This is a genomic window from Bradyrhizobium sp. 187, from assembly GCF_023101005.1.
Classification (GTDB): domain Bacteria; phylum Pseudomonadota; class Alphaproteobacteria; order Rhizobiales; family Xanthobacteraceae; genus Bradyrhizobium; species Bradyrhizobium canariense_D.
In genome coordinates, this window is sequence record NZ_CP064693.1 from 5938835 (window position 1) to 5955394 (window position 16560).

At 64.3% G+C, this 16560-nt stretch carries 12 protein-coding genes; 3 read left to right on the forward strand and 9 right to left on the reverse strand.

Going from position 1 to position 16560, the window contains the following annotated elements; all coding sequences use genetic code 11:
• Window positions 1-44: 44 nt before the first annotated feature.
• Genes IVB19_RS28790 through IVB19_RS28800 form a run of 3 tightly spaced genes read right to left on the reverse strand, consistent with a single transcriptional unit; the run spans window position 45 to window position 3490 of the window.
• Window positions 45-2321 (reverse strand): glycosyltransferase family 4 protein, encoded by a 2277-nt coding sequence (locus tag IVB19_RS28790; protein WP_247821722.1) that lies wholly within the window; start codon window positions 2319-2321, stop codon window positions 45-47.
• Window positions 2309-3274: a cupin domain-containing protein gene (locus IVB19_RS28795; RefSeq protein WP_018454305.1), complete on the reverse strand. Its 966-nt coding sequence runs from the start codon at window positions 3272-3274 to the stop codon at window positions 2309-2311. Before IVB19_RS28795 ends, IVB19_RS28790 begins: the two co-directional genes overlap by 13 nt.
• Before the next feature lie 24 nt (window positions 3275-3298).
• Entirely contained in the window at window positions 3299-3490 is a 192-nt protein-coding gene (locus IVB19_RS28800) for a hypothetical protein (protein WP_018454304.1), read from the reverse strand.
• Window positions 3491-3907: 417 nt separating this feature from the next.
• Here IVB19_RS28800 and IVB19_RS28805 point away from each other — a divergent pair, with 417 nt between their 5' ends.
• Window positions 3908-4192, forward strand: coding sequence for a hypothetical protein (locus IVB19_RS28805; protein WP_143273233.1), 285 nt, complete (start codon window positions 3908-3910; stop codon window positions 4190-4192).
• Window positions 4193-4257: 65 nt separating this feature from the next.
• On the opposite strand, the gene IVB19_RS28810 is transcribed toward IVB19_RS28805, so the two are convergent.
• From IVB19_RS28810 to IVB19_RS28820, 3 genes are all read right to left on the reverse strand, one after another.
• Window positions 4258-6843 carry an EAL domain-containing protein gene (locus IVB19_RS28810; protein ID WP_247820433.1) on the reverse strand — a complete coding sequence of 862 codons (2586 nt, stop codon included), beginning with the start codon at window positions 6841-6843 and terminating at the stop codon, window positions 4258-4260.
• Between the two features lie 151 nt (window positions 6844-6994).
• Window positions 6995-8287, reverse strand: a complete 1293-nt coding sequence (locus IVB19_RS28815; RefSeq protein ID WP_247821723.1) for an MFS transporter — start codon at window positions 8285-8287, stop codon at window positions 6995-6997.
• Window positions 8288-8387: 100 nt separating this feature from the next.
• Window positions 8388-10778, reverse strand: a complete 2391-nt coding sequence (locus tag IVB19_RS28820; RefSeq protein WP_247820434.1) for a bifunctional diguanylate cyclase/phosphodiesterase — start codon at window positions 10776-10778, stop codon at window positions 8388-8390.
• Window positions 10779-11094: 316 nt separating this feature from the next.
• Between IVB19_RS28820 and IVB19_RS28825 the strand changes: the two genes are divergently transcribed.
• The gene (locus IVB19_RS28825; RefSeq protein ID WP_524536705.1) at window positions 11095-12261 is read left to right on the forward strand and encodes an ABC transporter substrate-binding protein; all 1167 of its coding nucleotides are present in this window, start codon (window positions 11095-11097) and stop codon (window positions 12259-12261) included.
• A gap of 6 nt (window positions 12262-12267) precedes the next feature.
• On the opposite strand, the gene IVB19_RS28830 is transcribed toward IVB19_RS28825, so the two are convergent.
• From IVB19_RS28830 to IVB19_RS28840, 3 genes are read right to left on the reverse strand one after another with little or no spacing between them, the layout of a single operon-like run.
• A complete protein-coding gene (locus tag IVB19_RS28830; RefSeq protein WP_247820436.1) occupies window positions 12268-13245 on the reverse strand; it encodes a hydroxyacid dehydrogenase in 978 nt (325 codons plus the stop codon).
• Window positions 13246-13257: 12 nt separating this feature from the next.
• On the reverse strand, window positions 13258-15135 hold the full coding sequence (locus IVB19_RS28835; protein WP_247820437.1) for a TRAP transporter large permease: 1878 nt from the start codon (window positions 15133-15135) through the stop codon (window positions 13258-13260).
• A 7-nt stretch (window positions 15136-15142) separates the two neighbouring features.
• Window positions 15143-16174, reverse strand: coding sequence for a TRAP transporter substrate-binding protein (locus tag IVB19_RS28840; RefSeq protein ID WP_085350285.1), 1032 nt, complete (start codon window positions 16172-16174; stop codon window positions 15143-15145).
• Between the two features lie 68 nt (window positions 16175-16242).
• Between IVB19_RS28840 and IVB19_RS28845 the strand changes: the two genes are divergently transcribed.
• Window positions 16243-16557 (forward strand): hypothetical protein, encoded by a 315-nt coding sequence (locus IVB19_RS28845; protein WP_026232707.1) that lies wholly within the window; start codon window positions 16243-16245, stop codon window positions 16555-16557.
• Window positions 16558-16560: the final 3 nt, after the last annotated feature.

Genomic DNA, 16560 nt, shown 5'->3' on the forward strand with positions numbered 1-16560 from the left:
GACGGCCTCGATGGGTTGAAGGAGGAAATCGTAATCCTGCTCCGTCAAGCGACGAGAGGAGCAGGCTTGGCCCGGCTTTCGCTCAGGCGGGCAATTTGCCGAATCTCGGAAAGCCCAAGCAAATAAGACACCACGGATTCCCCTCCCCGGTTCTCATTGGGACGATCGGGATGCAGGCCATCCCGGCAGCTTCCGGTCTCCAGATCGACCAGCGAGGCCGACAGGTCGTTGCTGCCCAGAAACCACGCGAAGACCCGCGCGGCTTCGGCTTTCCACTCGACATCGTGATCGGCCCGCCACGCGGCGAGGCATGCCGCGATGGTCGCCGCGGCCTCCAGCGGCTGCTGGTCGAAGGCTTGCGACGGCTGGCGTCGATCGCCAAACCCCGCCGTGCCGATCGGGCGGAATTGGCCTTTCGCTGAGGTTTGCCGCTTCACAAGCCAGCGCAACGACTCCAGCCCGATATTGACATAGCGCGATGTCTTGCTGGCAAGACCGGTTATGATCAGCGCCTGGGGCAAGCGCGCGTTATCATAGGCCAACCCGTCCTCGAACCAGACCCAATCGCCGGTTGCCACGGTGTCGAAGATCAAGATCAACCGATCGGCAAGCACGGCACGCAGGCGGGTCGCCTGGACATCGCCCGGGACAGCCGAGCAGTAAGCATCGAGGCCCAGCAATACGAACGCCCACGCACGGGGCGAACGAAAATCTTCCACTGTCGCCATTGCTTCGGAAAACAAGGCCCCGGCCCATGAGCGCCGCGACGAGCTGGCGTCGGTCAACGCGCACACCCCCATGGCCCAGAGCGTACGTCCGTGACTGTCCTCCGACCCCTTATCCTCCAACCAGCAGCGGTTGAAGCCCATGAAATTGCGAAATCGTCGTGTATCCGGATTCCAGGCGTGCTGGACGAAAGCGGCAAATCGCGCCGTCAGCGCTTCCGGCAGCCGCTCTTCACCCGGATTGTTGAGCGCACAGGCCACGAGCAGCGCCCGGGCGTTGTCGTCGACGCAATAGCCGTGGGCACGATCCGGCACGCTATGAACGGCATGCTGAAACAGTCCCGTGTCGTCGCACATCGACAGGAAATGGCCGAGCTGCATTTCCGGCGGGGCGCGGCTGTCGCGCAGCAGCGTGCCAGTATCCATACGCGCGATGGTCTTGAGCCGATGCCGGCGGCCGGCGTTCTCGAAGACCGACATATAGCGCTCGGCGGTTCTTTCCCATGTCATCGCGCGGCTGCTCGAATAGGCGCGCTTGCGCATCGCCTGCCGAAGCACGTCGTTGGTGAGCAACTTGGCGATTTCAATGCCGAGCGCTGCCGCGTCGCCAAACGGAACCAGGATGCCGCGGCCCTCGGCCAATAGTTCACGGGCATGCCAATACGGGGTGGACACCACGGCCTTACCGAGGCCAAAACTGTAGGCCAGCGTGCCCGAGGTCATCTGGGCCTCACTGAGGTACGGCGTCACGTAGACGTCAGACATCGAGATGAAATCGAGCAGCGTTTTCTTGTCGACGAACTGATCGAGGAACACGACGTGATCCTCGACGCCAGCCTGGCGCGCGTGCGCCATCAGGGACTCACGATAAGCTTCGCCACGGTCGCGCACGAGGTTGGGATGCGTCGCACCGAGGACGACGTAAACGGCGTCGGGTCGGGTCTTCAGAATCGAAGGCATCGCATCGATCATGACTTCGATGCCCTTGTTCGGCGACAGCAATCCGAAGGTCAGGATGACCGACTTGTTGCTGAATCCGAGCGCAGCCTTGGCCGCGTCGGGTTCGACGAACGCAAATTCCGGGATGCCGTGCGGGATGATCTCGATCTTCTCGTCAGCCACTTGATAGACGGAGCGCAACAACTCCCGGCCTTTTTCAGCCATCACGACGATCTTGGACGAGCACTCGACGATGCGCGTGATGACGTCGCGCTGAGCCTCGGTCGGCTCGGACAAGACCGTATGCAGGGTTGTCACGATCGGTATGGTCAGGCGCGACAGAAGCGCCATGATCTGGCCTCCGGCTTCGCCGCCGAAAATTCCGAATTCGTGTTGCAGCGAAACGGCCTCGAAGCCGCCGCTGTTCAGATAGGCAGCCGCACGGACATAATCATCTTGCCTGTCGTCGTTGATCTCCAGGCCCACGGTGGCAGGATAATCGTAGACCTGGCCGTGATCGGTCATCGCGACGATGACCGTCTCCAGATCACTCCGGGACGCCGCAACGGCGCTCTGCAAGTCAGTAGTGAAGGTCGCGATGCCGCAGCGGCGGGGAAGCGAATTGCCGATGAATGCGATACGATTTACGGCAGCCAATTTGGCGTCTCCGATTGTTTGAGCGTGGCGGTCTCGAAGGGAGACGGGACCAGGGTGCCGGGAAAGGCGTGCGGTGCGAGACTGGCGCTCGCGGCACTGCGCTCTGTTAGCGCAGCAGGGTTTATCTTCGGGCCGGGATAGGCCAGCAGCGCTTTCAAGCCGCTCGCACCGACCTCGATTTCCGCATGGTCGGCTTCCAGGAAGATCGCGTCCCCCGGCGCCAGCCTCGTCGAGCCGAGTTGGGCCTGGCCTTCTATCGCCAGCAGCCAGGTCTCTTTCGGTGCGTCGAGCATCCAAACGGAGCCAGGAGCAAGGTCCGTCTGCTCCAGCGCAAAATAGGAATTGACCGTGAGGACCGTTCGCGCGCCGCTCAGGCGTTCGGACGGCGATTGAATCTGGCGTGGGCCTGCCGTCGCCACCGCGACGGCATGGTCGATGTGCAGTTCGCGCGCTCGTCCATAGTCGAACAGCCGGAACGTGGCGTCGCTGTGCTGCTGGATTTCCACGAGCACGATGCCGGCGCCGATCGCGTGGATCGTTCCAGCAGGAATGAGAATGACGTCGCCTGGATGAACCGGCTGCCAATCCACGATATCGGCGATCGAGCCATCAGTGATCGCGGTTCGCAACTCCGCGGCGGAGCGCAAATGGTTCAATCCCACCGCGACCCGGGCGCCGGGGATCGCGGAGACGATATACCAGGCTTCGGTCTTGCCATTGGCAAGCCCGATCGAGCGCGCGAACGCATCATCCGGATGAACTTGAATCGACAGCGGCTCGGTGGTGAAGAGCATTTTGAGCAGCAACGTCGTCTTGGGCGCAGCAAGACCTGGGCGCTCGAACCACAATTCCCCGATCGGCCCGTCGCTCGTCGACGTCTCACTCCAGGGCCGCAGATCGAGACTGCCCCAGGGCTTCGGCTTGGTTCGCACGATGGCATGTTCGACCGTCAAGCGGGCCTCCCCAAGGCTGTGCGATCAGTCGTTGGCTGTTCGTGCCGGGCGCGGACCGGTCCAGGGCGGAAGCGCATCCCATTCGGCCCTTCGCATGCGGCGCTCTTCATCGCCGACCTTGACGAAGACAAACGGAGCGTCGTCCTGCCCGGTCTTCGATCCCGTGAATGTGGCCGGAAGTCCGTTCGAATTTCGGATCGTTGCTGTGTTTGCCACGTAAACCTCCTGACGATCTGCGTGCGAGATCGCTGCCGCAGATCAATTGAAAATGGATTCCGCTGCATGCAGGCCGACGCAGCGACCCGCACCGGCACCCGAGATACCAATCGGTCCAGGAGATTTGTATTTTGGGATATCGGACATGCGACCGCCTGCGTGGTTGAGGCGGGAGCGAAATGCTCTCAGTCACCGATAACTGCCAAGGGCGGGCGGTGATCTCGAGCATATAGGAACGCCGTCACCCAATAGCGAGACGAGCGCATCAATCCGATCGGCTTTATTAGCTGTATCTTTGTGTTGGCATTGCTCTATGGTCACCCGGCCTGGCGTCTGAGTTGACGGGGTTCCTCGCTCGATTTCATTATTGGCCGGCTGATCCCCCTCTCAGAAGGGTTTTCGGCAATCGGATGTCGCATGGTTTCAACGGATCGTTTCCGGCAAGAGATTCGATCCCGGCTCGAATTGGCGAACGCGCAAGGCCGGCCGAACCTGACCATCGAGTGTGGCGAGCTTTACCGCTCCATGAGCCAGCTGCCCACGTTCAATCGATGGATGATCTTCTGCTGCAACGCGATGCGCGCGGAAATGGCCTTGACCGATCACTTGATTTTCGATGACAGGAACGAAAGCCTGCTGACCGTTCACTATGCATTGCCGCGTCAATGCCGAGCAAAATCAAACCAGACACGATCGAAGTAACGCGTTTCGTTGATTTCGATGACTAGCCAGTCGTTGCTGCCGTGGCGGCTCCGAGGGCAGATGCTCTACGCCGATCGCTTCACCTCGGTCGCGCCGGCCGGTGCAATGTCGAGACGAGCGAGCATCGCCCGCGCCTGCTCAGCGCAGTGCTCGATCAGCCAGCGCTCGAACGCTACGGGCGCGAGCGCGGGCGCGTAGAGGAAGCCTTGCACGACGTCGCAGCCGAGCTCGGCCAGCACTTTGCGCTGCGCCTCGGTCTCAACTCCTTCCCCGACGACAGTCATGCCGAGGCCCTGCCCGACGCGCACCACAGCGGTGGCGATCGCGAGCGCGCCAGCGTCACGCTCGATGTCGCGCATGAAGCTGCGGTCGATCTTGAGCTCGCGGATCGGCAGATGGGCGAGCCGGCTGAGGCTGGAATAGCCGGTGCCGAAATCGTCCACGGAAAGCCCGACGCCGAGCTCCCGGATCGCGTTCATCGTCTCGAGCGCGGCGACGCTGTCCTGCATGAACGCGCCCTCGGTGATCTCGAGCATCAGCGCATCCGCCGCCAGATCGTATTCGGCGAGGATGTCCTTGAGCCGCGCGGCCAGCGTGACGTTGCGGAAATTAATCGGCGACAGATTCACCGACACAGATGGAATGTTCAGCCCGGCGCGGCGCCAGCTCGCCATCTGCCGGCAGGCCTCGCGCACGGACCACAGGCCGATCTGCTCGATCAGGCCGCACTCTTCGGCGAGTGGGATGAATTTTGCCGGCGAGACGTCGCCAAGCTCGGCATCGTGCCAGCGCGCCAGCGCCTCGACGCCATGGATCGCGCCGTCGCAGCTGCGGATCTGCGGCTGATAGCGGAGGGTCAGCGCGCCCTCGGCGATGGCGCGGCGCAGCGCCGCAATCAAGGCCAGCCGCTGCTCGGTGAGCCCGTTCATCTCGGCGCTGAACAGGCGATGGGTCGAGCGGCCGGCCTGCTTGGCCATGTACATGGCCGCGTCCGCCTGCTGCATCAGGGTGTCGATGTCGGTGGCGTGATCGGGATAGAGGCTGACGCCGATGCTCGCCGACATCTGCAGTTGCCTGGAGCCGAGCCGCAGCGGCGCGGCCAGCGCTTCGGTGATTCCGGCCGCGACGCGCTCGGCACCCTCGGCGTTGCGCTGCGGCAGCAGGATCACGAACTCGTCGCCGCCGAGTCGCCCCAGCATGTCCTCGGGCCCGATCTGCTCGCGCAGGCGCTGCGCGAGCTGGATCAGGAGCTCGTCGCCGGCGGCATGACCGAGTGTGTCGTTGACGTCCTTGAAATGATCGACGTCGAGGAAGGCCAGCGCGACGTGGCTGCCGGTCGGGCAGGCATCGATGGCGGTGGTGATCAGGCGCCGCAATTGCGCGCGGTTCGGCAGGCCCGTGAGGATATCGTGATAGGCGAGCCGCGCGATCTCGGCGCGCGCTTCCTTGCGCTCGATCGCGAAAGCGCCGAGATTGACGCAGGCCTCGACGATGCGCCGATGCCAATTGCTCGGCGCGCGCGGCTCCCGGTAGTAGAAGGCGAACGTGGCGATGACCCGTCCGTCCTTGGCCTTGACCGGCGTCGACCAGCATGCGCGCAGGCCAATCGCGAGCGGCATCGCCTTGTACGGCCGCCAGCGCGGATCGGTCTCCAGATCCGTCGCCAGCACCGGCTCGCCGTAGAAGGCCGCGGTTCCGCACGAGCCGACATTGGGGCCGATGGCAACGCCGTCCAGTGCGCGGGAATAGTCCTCGGGCAGACTTGGGCCGCCGAGCGGATGGATCAGGCCCGCGGCATCGATATGAAGCAGCGAACAGACGACGTCGGGCGCGATCTGCTCGACACGGCGGCACAGCCGGTCGGCAATCTCGCCGATCGGAACCTCGTCGGCGAGCGCGCCCATGATGAGCTGCTGCAGCGAGCGCAGCTGCTTGGTCTCGGTGATATCCTCGAGCAGCGCGAAGATGTGCTTGACCTGGCCCTTCCTGTCGCGGAAGGCATCGATGCGGGCGCAGACCCAGATCTCCTCGCCGTCCTTGTCATAGGCGAGCATCTCGACCTCGCCGCGGTGGCCACCCTCCATCAGGCGCTTGACGAGCTTCGCAACGGCCTTGCGATCGGTGTGGCGGCCGGCGAGCAGGCCCCTGGCACGGCGGCCCTCGGCTTCCTCGCTGGTGTAGCCGAACAGCGTCGTGAAGGCGGCATTGACGTAGACGATGCTCTGGTCGGTGTCGGTGATGAGCACCGCGCGGTTGGTCTGGTCGGAGACGGCGTGGAGAAGCCCGATCCTGGCGCGGCGTTCGGCATTCGCGGTGACGTCGCGCGCGAACACGATGCGATAGGTGATGCCTTCACTTGCAATGGATGAAAGCGAGATGGCCGCCCGGATGCGGCTGCCGTCGTTTCGCACGAGGCTGATCTCGTCACGGAATTCTGCAACCGGATCGGCCTGAAGGCATTTGAGGGTGAGAATTTCGGCGTCGTGACCGAGCACATCAGCGCGTGCGAGTTTCCAAATCCGCTCCGCACCGGCATTGAAATGCGTGATGCGATGCGCGCTGTCGACGATGACGATGCCCTCGTCGGCGCGTTCGAGCGCGGCCAACAGCACTTCCGGAGTTTCTGTCATGGCACAATCGGAGGCGGACATCGCTAGACCCGGAGGCATCGGGAAAATATGCAACCGACGCTAGCGCCACCATGGTGTCCAAGTCGTTTTTGCAGTCCCCTCGCACCGCGCCAAGACGCGACATGATTAACATTCCGCGAAAGAAACGAAGGTAATTGGGCGCGCACGGAACCTATTCGGCGCCGGTTTCCACCTGAAGCTTGCCGGCAACGGCGCGCACCTTGCGGGGCGCAGCTTGCCAGATCGAGAGCGCCGACAATCCGCTCACGATGATGGCGACGCCAAAGGCCAGCGTGTAGTCGCCGACCCGATCGTAAAGCAAGCCGGTGACCCAGGGACCGGCAGCGCCGCCGGCCAATGCCGCCAGCATGATCGTGCCGAAAATGCTGCCCTGGTGCTTGCCCTGAAAAATCTCGAACACCACTGCGCCCATGATCGAGGTCAGGCCGTAACCGAGCGCGCCTTGCGTGAACACCATGAGGTAGACCAGCCACAATGACGGCTGGAATTTCAGGGCCATCAGCGCCGCGAAAGAGATCGCAAAACCCGCGCAGCTGATCGCCCACACCCATTCCCGCCCGATCCGGTCGGAGACATGGCCGAGCAGGATCTGGCCGGGAATGCCGAGCAGGCTGACGATGCCGAGCGCCCACACCGCGACACCCGTGCTGAAGCCGATGTCGAGCAGGAATTTGGTCTGGTGCACCTGCACCGCGTACCAGATGTAGAGGCCGCAGAAATAGCCGAGCGCGATCCACCAGAACCGCGTCGTGGCGACCGCTTTCCGGAGTGTCCATTCGGTCCCGGCCCAGACGGGATCGATGATGTTGGAGACGGGTTTTGCGGCGCCTGCGGCCGGGGCCGCATCGCCGTCAGGCCGAAGGCCGATATCCTCGGGACGTCGATGCAGGAACAGATTGATCGGCGCCAGCACGATCAGGATCATCAGGCCCATCGCCGTGCAGGCGGTGCGCCAGCCGGTCCCTTCGATCATGTGTTGCACCCATGGCAGCAGCGTGACCGAGCCGATGCCGACCCCGGCGAAGGCGATGCCGATGGCGAGGCCGCGCGTGCGGATAAACCAGTTCGGCAGGAACAACGACTGCCCGGAATAGCCGAGACACACCGAACCGGCGCCGACCATGACGCCGATGGTGACATAGAGATGCCATGGCTGGCTCGTGAGCGGCGCGAGCAGCAATCCGCCGCCCATCAGAACGACGCCGAGCTCCATCACCGCGCGCGGGCCGGCGCGGTCCATCAGCCGGCCGATCAGCGGGCTGACCATGCCCGACACCACGAAGCCGAAGGAGAAGGCGCCCGCGGTGACGCCGCGCTCCCAGCCGAATTCGGAGATGATGGGAGGGAAGAACAGCGAGAAGGCGGTGCGCGCGTTGACGCCGATGGCCATGGTGACGAAGGTCACCGCGACCACGACCCAGCCGTAGAAGAACGGAAGCCGCATTGTGTGTTTCATCCCTGGACGGTCCTTCCGACCATCCAGGACTGCCCGGGTCAAGCGCTTTTCGCGCATGCCTCATTGAGCGATCCTTGGGCGGCCGCCCTCAGGCCGCGTCGCGTTGCGACGATTTGGCGGGCGCGTCGAACAGGATCCGTTCGATCGGCTGCGGGCGGCCGAACAGATAGCCTTGCGCGAAATTGACGCCGAGCGCCTTCAGCCGCTCGTACTCCTCGCGGGTCTCGACGCCCTCGGCGGTGACCGACATGTCCAGCCCGCGCGCCAACGTCACGATCGAGGAGATGATGGCGGAGCTGCGCGGCTGATGCGTGAGGTTCCGGATGAACGATTTGTCGATCTTGATCTTGTCGAACGGGAAAGCGGTCAGATAGCTGAGCGACGAATAGCCGGTGCCGAAATCGTCGAGTGCGAGCGCGATGCCGATGCTCTTCAGCCGCTCCATGAAGGCGTGGTTCTCGACGCCACGCTCCAGCAGCACGGATTCCGTGATCTCGATCTCCAGCCGCTGCGGCAGCAATCCGGAATCGGCGAGCGCCGCGCTGATCATCTCGAACAGCTCGGCCTCCTTGAACTGGATCGGCGACAGGTTGACGGCGACCGCAAGATCTGACGGCCAGCCGGCCGCGTCCGCGCAGGCGCGCCGCAACACGAATTCGCCGAGCGGCACGATCAGCCCGGTCTCCTCCGCAAGCGGGATGAACTGGTCCGGCGCGATCAAGCCGCGCGTCGGATGCCGCCAGCGCACCAACGCCTCGAAGCCGCGCCGCGTGCCGCTGAGGGCGTCGACGAACGGCTGGTAGTGCACCTCGAGCTGGCACCGCGCGATGGCGTCGCGCAGATCGCCTTCCAGCGTGCTGCGCGCCTCGAGCTCGGCCGACATCGCCTTGTCGTAGATGGTGAAGCAGTTGCGGCCCGACGATTTAGAGCGGTAGAGCGCCAGGTCCGCCTTCTTCAGCAGCTGCTCCTGATCGCTGCCATGATCGGGCGCGATCGCAATGCCGATGCTGGTGCCGATCTCGACGCGGTGTCCGGGAAGAAGGAACGGCTCGGCCACGAGCTTGGCGATCCGCCCCGCCAGTTCGGTCGAGCAGACGCGCTGATCCTCGCAAGCTTCCTGGATGATGGCGAATTCGTCGCCGCCGAGCCGGGCCAGCACGTCGCTGGTGCGCAAAGCGGATTTCAGCCGCTGTGCGACCTGACGCAGCAGCGCATCGCCGGCACCGTGACCGAGCGAGTCGTTGACGTTCTTGAAGCGGTCGAGGTCGAGCATTAGGATCGAGAAGGTCGGACCGGCGTCCTTCAAACGGCCCTTGAGCTCGTCGAGCCGGGCCAGGAAGAAAGCGCGGTTCGGCAATCCGGTCAGGATGTCGGTCTGGGCGAGTTCGAGCACCCGCCGGTTCGCCAGTGACAGCCGCTGCGAATTGCGGCTTGCGAGCATGAGATAGGTCGAAAGCGACAGCGTCAGCAGCATGCCGACGATCAGCACCGCACCCGCGCGATCGTAAGTCGTCTCCAGCGGACCGCCGGCAGCCGGAACCGCCCGCACCTGCCAATCGGTGTCGCCGATCTTGAGATTGCCCGACCAGTGCAGGGTCCGCGCGACGTCCCGCATCGTCTGCGGCGCCGTCGCGGCCGACGAGTAATCCGGCAGCATTTGCTCCAGGCCGACGATCTGACCCGCGAACGGCGGATAGACGTTGACGCTGACCGCGGGGCTTGCCCCGGTGGTCACGCGAATGGACTGGATCAGCAGCGGCAGGTCGAAGACGCCGACGACGAAGCCGGCGAGATTGCGGCGCCGGTCCACGACCGCGTCGCGCGACGTTCCCTTGGCGTAGACGGGAATGGCGACGAGGACGTCGGGCAACCGGCCGCCCTCCTTCGGCTCGTAGAGGCGGGTGCGAATGGCCCCTATCCGGTCGGTGTCGCGCGCGCGCTCGAGGACCGCGCGGCGCTCCGGAACGGTCGCGTAGTCCATTCCGTAGACTGGAGACGTCTTCGGCTGGGTCGAGTAGAACACCGGAAAATATTCGTCGCTCTGCGGCGCGGTCGCGAACGCATCGCCCTGGAGCGACTTGATGCGATAGCCGGACACGCCGTCCGTGATCGCCGCGGCCTCGTATTCGGCGCGCTCCTTGCGGTTCACCCGCGGCACCCAGGAGATGCGCAGCATGCCGGGATGGCGCTCGAACAGGCGGGCGCTGAAGGTCTCGAATTCGCTGCGGGTGATCTCCTGATTGGTCGATTCGAACAGCGTGCGCAGCGCGACGAGCCTGGAGATGTACTCGCTCATGCCGTTCTGCATGACGATCACTTCGGTCTCGGCCGCGTTCTCGAACTCGATCTTGTTGACGCGGCCTTCCCATCGCGCCACGGCGGCTGCAGCCACGACCGAAAACAGAAGACCGACGCCGACTGCGACGAGCGCAGGGCGATAGAGCCCGAGCAGCGGCGCGGCACGCCACCATCCGGTCATACGCCCCCGATCCTGATCGTTCTGATCCCGACCGCCCATTCCAAAAACCGCCGTCCCCTGTCCCGCTCAACCGAACCTGTGGTTGAGCCGCCGGAGCCACTATCGGAACAGGACCGCGGTTAAGAACTGCACAATTTCGGAACCCGGCTTTTCCGCATTACCCGGTTTAGTTAATGAAGTGCAGGATGATGCGGGCTCTGTCGAAGCAAGTTGCCGGTTTTCCCCGGAGTAGTACGGAGCCGTCGATACATCGCCGATTCATCCCGTGGCGATAGCTTTCACGAAGCTACTCACCGCACCCAGCAAGACTTTTCTGATGTATCGATCTCGATCTGCGACATGCATCGTCATGACCGTCGCCGTCCTGGCAGCAATCATGCTGCCGGCGAAAGCCGACGAGATCGGCGTCAGCGAGGATGCGATCCTGTTCGGCCAAGCCGCAGCGCTCGAGGGTCCCTCCTCCACACTCGGACAGCGCATGCGGCAGGGCATCGTCGCAGCCTTCACCGAGATCAACGCCAAAGGCGGCGTCCACGGCCGCAAGCTCCAGCTCATCAGCCGTGACGACGGCTACGACCCCGACCGCTCGCTGGCGCAGACGCTGCGGCTGATCGAGGACGAGAAGGTGTTCGCGCTGATCGGCGCGGTGGGCACGCCGACCGCGGTGGCGACGATACCGATCACCAGCGCCAGGAACGTGCCCTTCATCGGTCCCTTCAGCGGCGCTGAATTCTTGCGCGACTTCGAGCTTGCGAACGTGGTCAACATCCGTGCAAGCTATGGCGCCGAGGCCGAGGCGTGGGTCAAGCATCTCACCGAGGATCGCCATTTCACCCGCATCGCCATTTTCTACCAGGACGACTCGTTCGGGCGCGACGGTCTTTCCGGCGTGAAGCGCGCGCTTGCCAGGCGCGGCCTCGAGCTCGCCGCCGAAGGCACCTTCGAGCGCAACACCCGCGCCGTCGCGTCGGCCTGGCGCACGATCAAGCGCGTCGAACCCGAGGCGATCGTCATGGTCGGGACCTACGATCCCTGCGCCGAGTTCATCAAGCTCGCGCACCGCAGCGGCGCCAATCCGACCTTCGTCAACATCTCCTTTGTCGGCGCCGTTGCGCTCGCCAAGGAGCTCGGCCCCGAGGGCGAAGGCGTCGTCGTCACGCAGGTCGTGCCGTTTCCCTGGGACCGCTCGCTTAAGCTGGTCGCCGACTACCAGGCGGCGCAGACGGCGTTCGACCCGGCGCTGACACCGAATTTCGTGGCGCTCGAAGGCTATATCGCCGGCCGTCTCGCGGCCGCGGCGCTGGAACAAGCCGGACCGCAACCGACGCGCGCGAGCCTGCTGCGCACCATCAACGATGTCGGCCGCTTCGACATCAGCGGCAGCACCATCACCGTCGGCATGCGCATGCTCGACGCGCCGCCGAAGGTGTTTTTGACGGTGATCCAGAAGGACGGGACGTTCAAAGCTGTGGACCGGCTATAGAGCGGATCACGGCCGCCGCGTCCAGCCGTCGGCGTTGACGGCGCCTTGCGGGATCTCGCCTTTGACGATCGCTTCGACCTGGCGCACGGTTTCCAGCGACTGATATTCGATCGCCTGCGGCGTCAGGCCGCCGACATGGGGCGTGGCGATGACGTTGGGAAGCTTCGCAAGCTCCGGGCTTGGCATCTGGTCGGGCGCGCGGCCCACATCCATCGCGGCACCCGCGATTCGATTTTCAAGCAACGCCTTCGCCATCGCCGCTTCATCGACGAGGTTGCCGCGCGAGAGATTGACGAAGACGGCATGCTTCTGCATCCGCGCCAGCGCCGCCTCGCCGATCAGATTTTCGGTCTGCTCGTTGGCGATGGCAAGGCAGACGACATAGTCGGACGCGGCGAGGAGCTCGTCGAGGCTGACCTGCCGGATGGCACCGCCGGTCACGGTCGCAAAGGGATCTGCGACCAGCACCTCCATGCGCATCACCTTGGCGATTTCCCCGAGATAGCGCCCGATGCTGCCATAGCCAATGATGCCGATCTTGCTGCCGGCGAGCTGCCGTCCCATCCGCGCTTCCGGCTTGCGGCCGGCGTGATAATCGGCCGTCGCTCGCGATACGCCGCGGGAGAGATCGACCATGAAGCCAACCGCGAGCTCGGCAACCGCTTGCACGAAGCCAGGCCCGGCGCGGGTCACGAGCACGCCGGCGTTCGAGGCCGCCTCGACATCGACGTTGCGGATGTCGACGGCGCAGCGGACGAAGGCGCGCAGGCGCGGCAGTTGTGCAAAGATCTCGCCGCGTCCCTCGGTCATGCGATCGGCCACGATGATGTCGACATCTTGCGCAGCGCGCACGAGGCTGGCTGAGACCAGCGTCTCATCGCTCTCGTGCAGGATCACCTCGGCGGTCGCGCGCAAGCCGTTCAGGCTGCGATCGCCGTAGTAATTGCGGCGCATCTCCGGCGTGTGGGCCAGCAGGACTTTCACGGCGATACTCCCTCAATAGCCGAACGCGCGCGGCAATGCCGTGCTGAGCCATGGCACAAACGCGATCACGAGCAGGCAAAGGAACAACAGGCCGAGATAGCCCATGATCGGCTTCACCGTCTGCTCGATCGGCACATTGCCGATCAGGCAGGCGCCGTAAAGCCCGAGCCCGAGCGGCGGCGCGAACAGGCCGATGCCCATCGCGATCACAAGCACGACGCCGAAATGCAGGGGATCGATGCCGAGCTGCACGGCCACCGGCAACAGCAACGGCCCGAAAATAATCAGCGCCGCCGCGCCTTCGAGCACCGAGCCCATCACGATCAGCACGGCGATTGCGAGCAGGATGAACAGCCAGGTGCCGCTGGTCTTGGACAATCCCAGCATGAAATCGCCGACCGCATGCGGCACCTGCTGCAGGGTCAGCGTGAACGCCAGCGATTGCGCTGCGGCAACGATGAACAGCACGAGCCCCGCGCGCGTCGCGCCCTGGACGAAGCTGTGCGCAGCCGATGTGAAGCTGAGTTCGCGGAACACCACGCTGCCGACGACGAGTGCATAAGCCACGGCGAAGGCCGAGATTTCCGTGGCGGTGGCAAAGCCGCTCTTGAAGCCGAAGAAGATCATGAAGATCAGGCCGAACGAGGCGATCGCGCCGCTCCACAGGCCCGACACCGGCATCTGCGGCGCGATGTCCTCGGCATCAGCTGGAGACTCAGTTGGAGTCTCAATTGGAGTCTTGCCGAAGATGATGGAGACGGCGATCAAGGCCAGCGCCATCAGCGCCGCGGGCAACAGCCCTGCGACGAACAGACCACCGATCGACAGGTTCGCGACGAAACCCAGGATGATCAGGTTGATGCAGGGCGGAATAGTCTCCGCCATCACCGCGGAGGCTGCGAGCAGCGCCACGGCGCCGCCCGGATTCTGCTTGGAGCGGCGCGCGGCCGGAATCAGCACGGAGCCGACCGCGGCGACGTCGGCCATCTTCGAGCCGGAAATGCCGGAGAACAGCACCATCGAGGCCACCATCACGACGTTCAAACCGCCGCGCATCCGCCCGACGCCCCGCTGCAACAGCTCGATCAGCCGCACCGACATGCCGTTGGCTTCCATGAGGTAGCCCACGAGGATGAAAAACGGAATCGCGAGCAGCACGAAATTGTCGATGCCGCGCGCCATCTGCTGGGCGAAGATCACGCCGGGCAGCGCGCCCTCGACCCAGATGAAGATCAGCGCGGCCAGCGCCAGCGCAAAGCCGATCGGCAAGCCACCGACCAACGTCGCAAAGAAACCGATCAGCATCAGCGTGCCCGCCGACGGCACCGTGGCGGGCGACAGATAATCCCAGGCGAGATAAAGGCCGGTCACGACGGCAATCGCGACGAGGCCTCTGACGATGTCAGGGAGCGGCCTGGCGCAGAGCTGGTCGATCGCAAACACCGTCATGAACAGCGCGCCGGCGCCCATCGGGTAGAAGGTCAGCTCCAGCGGCAGGCCGGATCCGGTGGTCTGGCCCGCCGTCAGCGAGCCGAGCTTGATGGCGTTGTAGGCGACGTAGCCCGAAATCAGCACCACCAGCAGCGCGCTCGCGGCGTCGACCAGCGCGCGCAGCCGTACCGGAGCCAGATCGCGGAAGAAAGAGACGCCGACATTCTCGCCGCGCGCGAGCGCGCTCGCCGCGCCGAAGAAGGCCGATCCGACCATCAGTCCGCGCGCGACGTCGTCGGACCACTCCACCGGCGCGTTGATGCAGAAGCGCAGCAGCACGGAACCGCAGACGACGACGAGATCCGTGGCCAGCAGGATGGCCGCGATCGCGTCGCTGAAGCGAAGCAGCAGGGCGATGCTCCCGTGGCGGCCGCCCGAGAGAGGTACGGCAGCTGTCATTGCCACGTCAGGCCTGCGTGGCGCGGATGATGTCGATCACGGCCTTGGATTCCGGCCGCGCCTTCATGAAGTTCTCGATCTGCGGCGCGACGCGCTTTTTGAACGCCTCGCGGTCGCATTCGGCCACCGTCACGCCCTTCTCGGTCAAGGCCGACAGGGCCTCCTTCTCGACCGCGAGCCCGTGGGTCCGCGTGTCGGCCGCAGCCTTCTTCGCGGCGTCGAGGAAACCCTCGCGCAGCTTCGGATCCATGCGATTGTAGGTCGTGTCGCTGAAATAGATCGCGAGCGGCGAGAAATTGTGCTGCGTCAATGCATAGAATTTCGCCGTTTCGAAGAACTTGCTGGCCAGGATGGTCGGCGGGTCGTGCTCTAGCCCGTCCAGCACGCCGGCCTGCAATGCCGTGTAGATTTCGCCGAACGCCAGCGGCGTCGCGGCAGCTCCCATCAGGCGCAGGCATTCCGTGATGACGGGATTTGGCAGCGTGCGAATCTTGAGACCGGCGAGATCTTCCGGCGTCTTCACCGGCTTCCTCGCAAGTACGCTGCGTGAACCGAAATTATAGGCCCAGGCGATGATGCGGATGTTGCTGCCCTTGAGCAGCGCGTCCTCGATCGGCTTGGCCGCGCCAGCGTCGAACGCCTTGGTCTGCTGCGGAAAGCTCGAGAACAGAAAGCCGAGGTCGTAGGTGCCGACCAGCGGCACCAGATTCGCCGAGATCGAGGAGCCCGACACCATGAGGTCGATGACGCCGAGCTTCACTGAGTTGATGACGTCGATTTCCTGACCCAATTGGTTGTCGGGAAAGAACGCGACCTCGACCTGCTCACCGAGGCCGTTCGCCTTCAGGTTCTTCACCAGATTGTCGTAGTAGACCCGGCCGTTGGCGAATTTGGGATCGTTCGGCAGCGACGAGGAGCATTTCAGCTTCAGCGTCGCGGCTTCGGCGCGGCCGATGAGTGCGGGGGAAAGCACGAGGCCGGCGGCAAGTCCCGTCGACGACTTGATGAACGCGCGACGGTTCACGGGCACGATGGACATAATGCGGTTTCTCCCCAATTATTGTTTTTCGAGCAACGGTCGTTGCCGCAGCCCGTTGCGCGGACTGTATGGCCAAAGCGACGGCGCAGGCAAGGCTTGCGGCCGGCCGTTGCAAAGCGGCGTGTCGCGAGGATCAACGGCATCAGCGCGCGGCAAAACAGCCATGTTTTTGCGGGATTCTCGATCAGATCGGCATGGGGCCGATGCGCGAGAAGATGCTTTCGCGCAGCGTTGGGCATCGATCCAATTGGCGCATGGATCAATGCGCAATTCACATGGATGGCGCCAGAACGATGCCGCACCAGCTCTGGCAGACCTTCTGCCCCATTTTGCCGCAGCTCAACGTGATCCAGTGCACAGACAGACGCATGGCGGCCACCTAGAAA

Bases quoted from the DNA above. Each gene is read 5' to 3' on its own strand.
- IVB19_RS28805 (WP_143273233.1), top strand. From the start codon at position 3,908: ATGGTTTCAACGGATCGTTTCCGGCAAGAGATTCGATCCCGGCTCGAA.
- IVB19_RS28810 (WP_247820433.1), bottom strand. From the start codon at position 6,843: ATGTCCGCCTCCGATTGTGCCATGACAGAAACTCCGGAAGTGCTGTTG.
- IVB19_RS28815 (WP_247821723.1), bottom strand. From the start codon at position 8,287: ATGCGGCTTCCGTTCTTCTACGGCTGGGTCGTGGTCGCGGTGACCTTC.
- IVB19_RS28820 (WP_247820434.1), bottom strand. From the start codon at position 10,778: ATGACCGGATGGTGGCGTGCCGCGCCGCTGCTCGGGCTCTATCGCCCT.
- IVB19_RS28825 (WP_524536705.1), top strand. From the start codon at position 11,095: ATGTATCGATCTCGATCTGCGACATGCATCGTCATGACCGTCGCCGTC.
- IVB19_RS28835 (WP_247820437.1), bottom strand. From the start codon at position 15,135: ATGACAGCTGCCGTACCTCTCTCGGGCGGCCGCCACGGGAGCATCGCC.
- IVB19_RS28840 (WP_085350285.1), bottom strand. From the start codon at position 16,174: ATGTCCATCGTGCCCGTGAACCGTCGCGCGTTCATCAAGTCGTCGACG.
- IVB19_RS28845 (WP_026232707.1), top strand. From the start codon at position 16,243: ATGGCCAAAGCGACGGCGCAGGCAAGGCTTGCGGCCGGCCGTTGCAAA.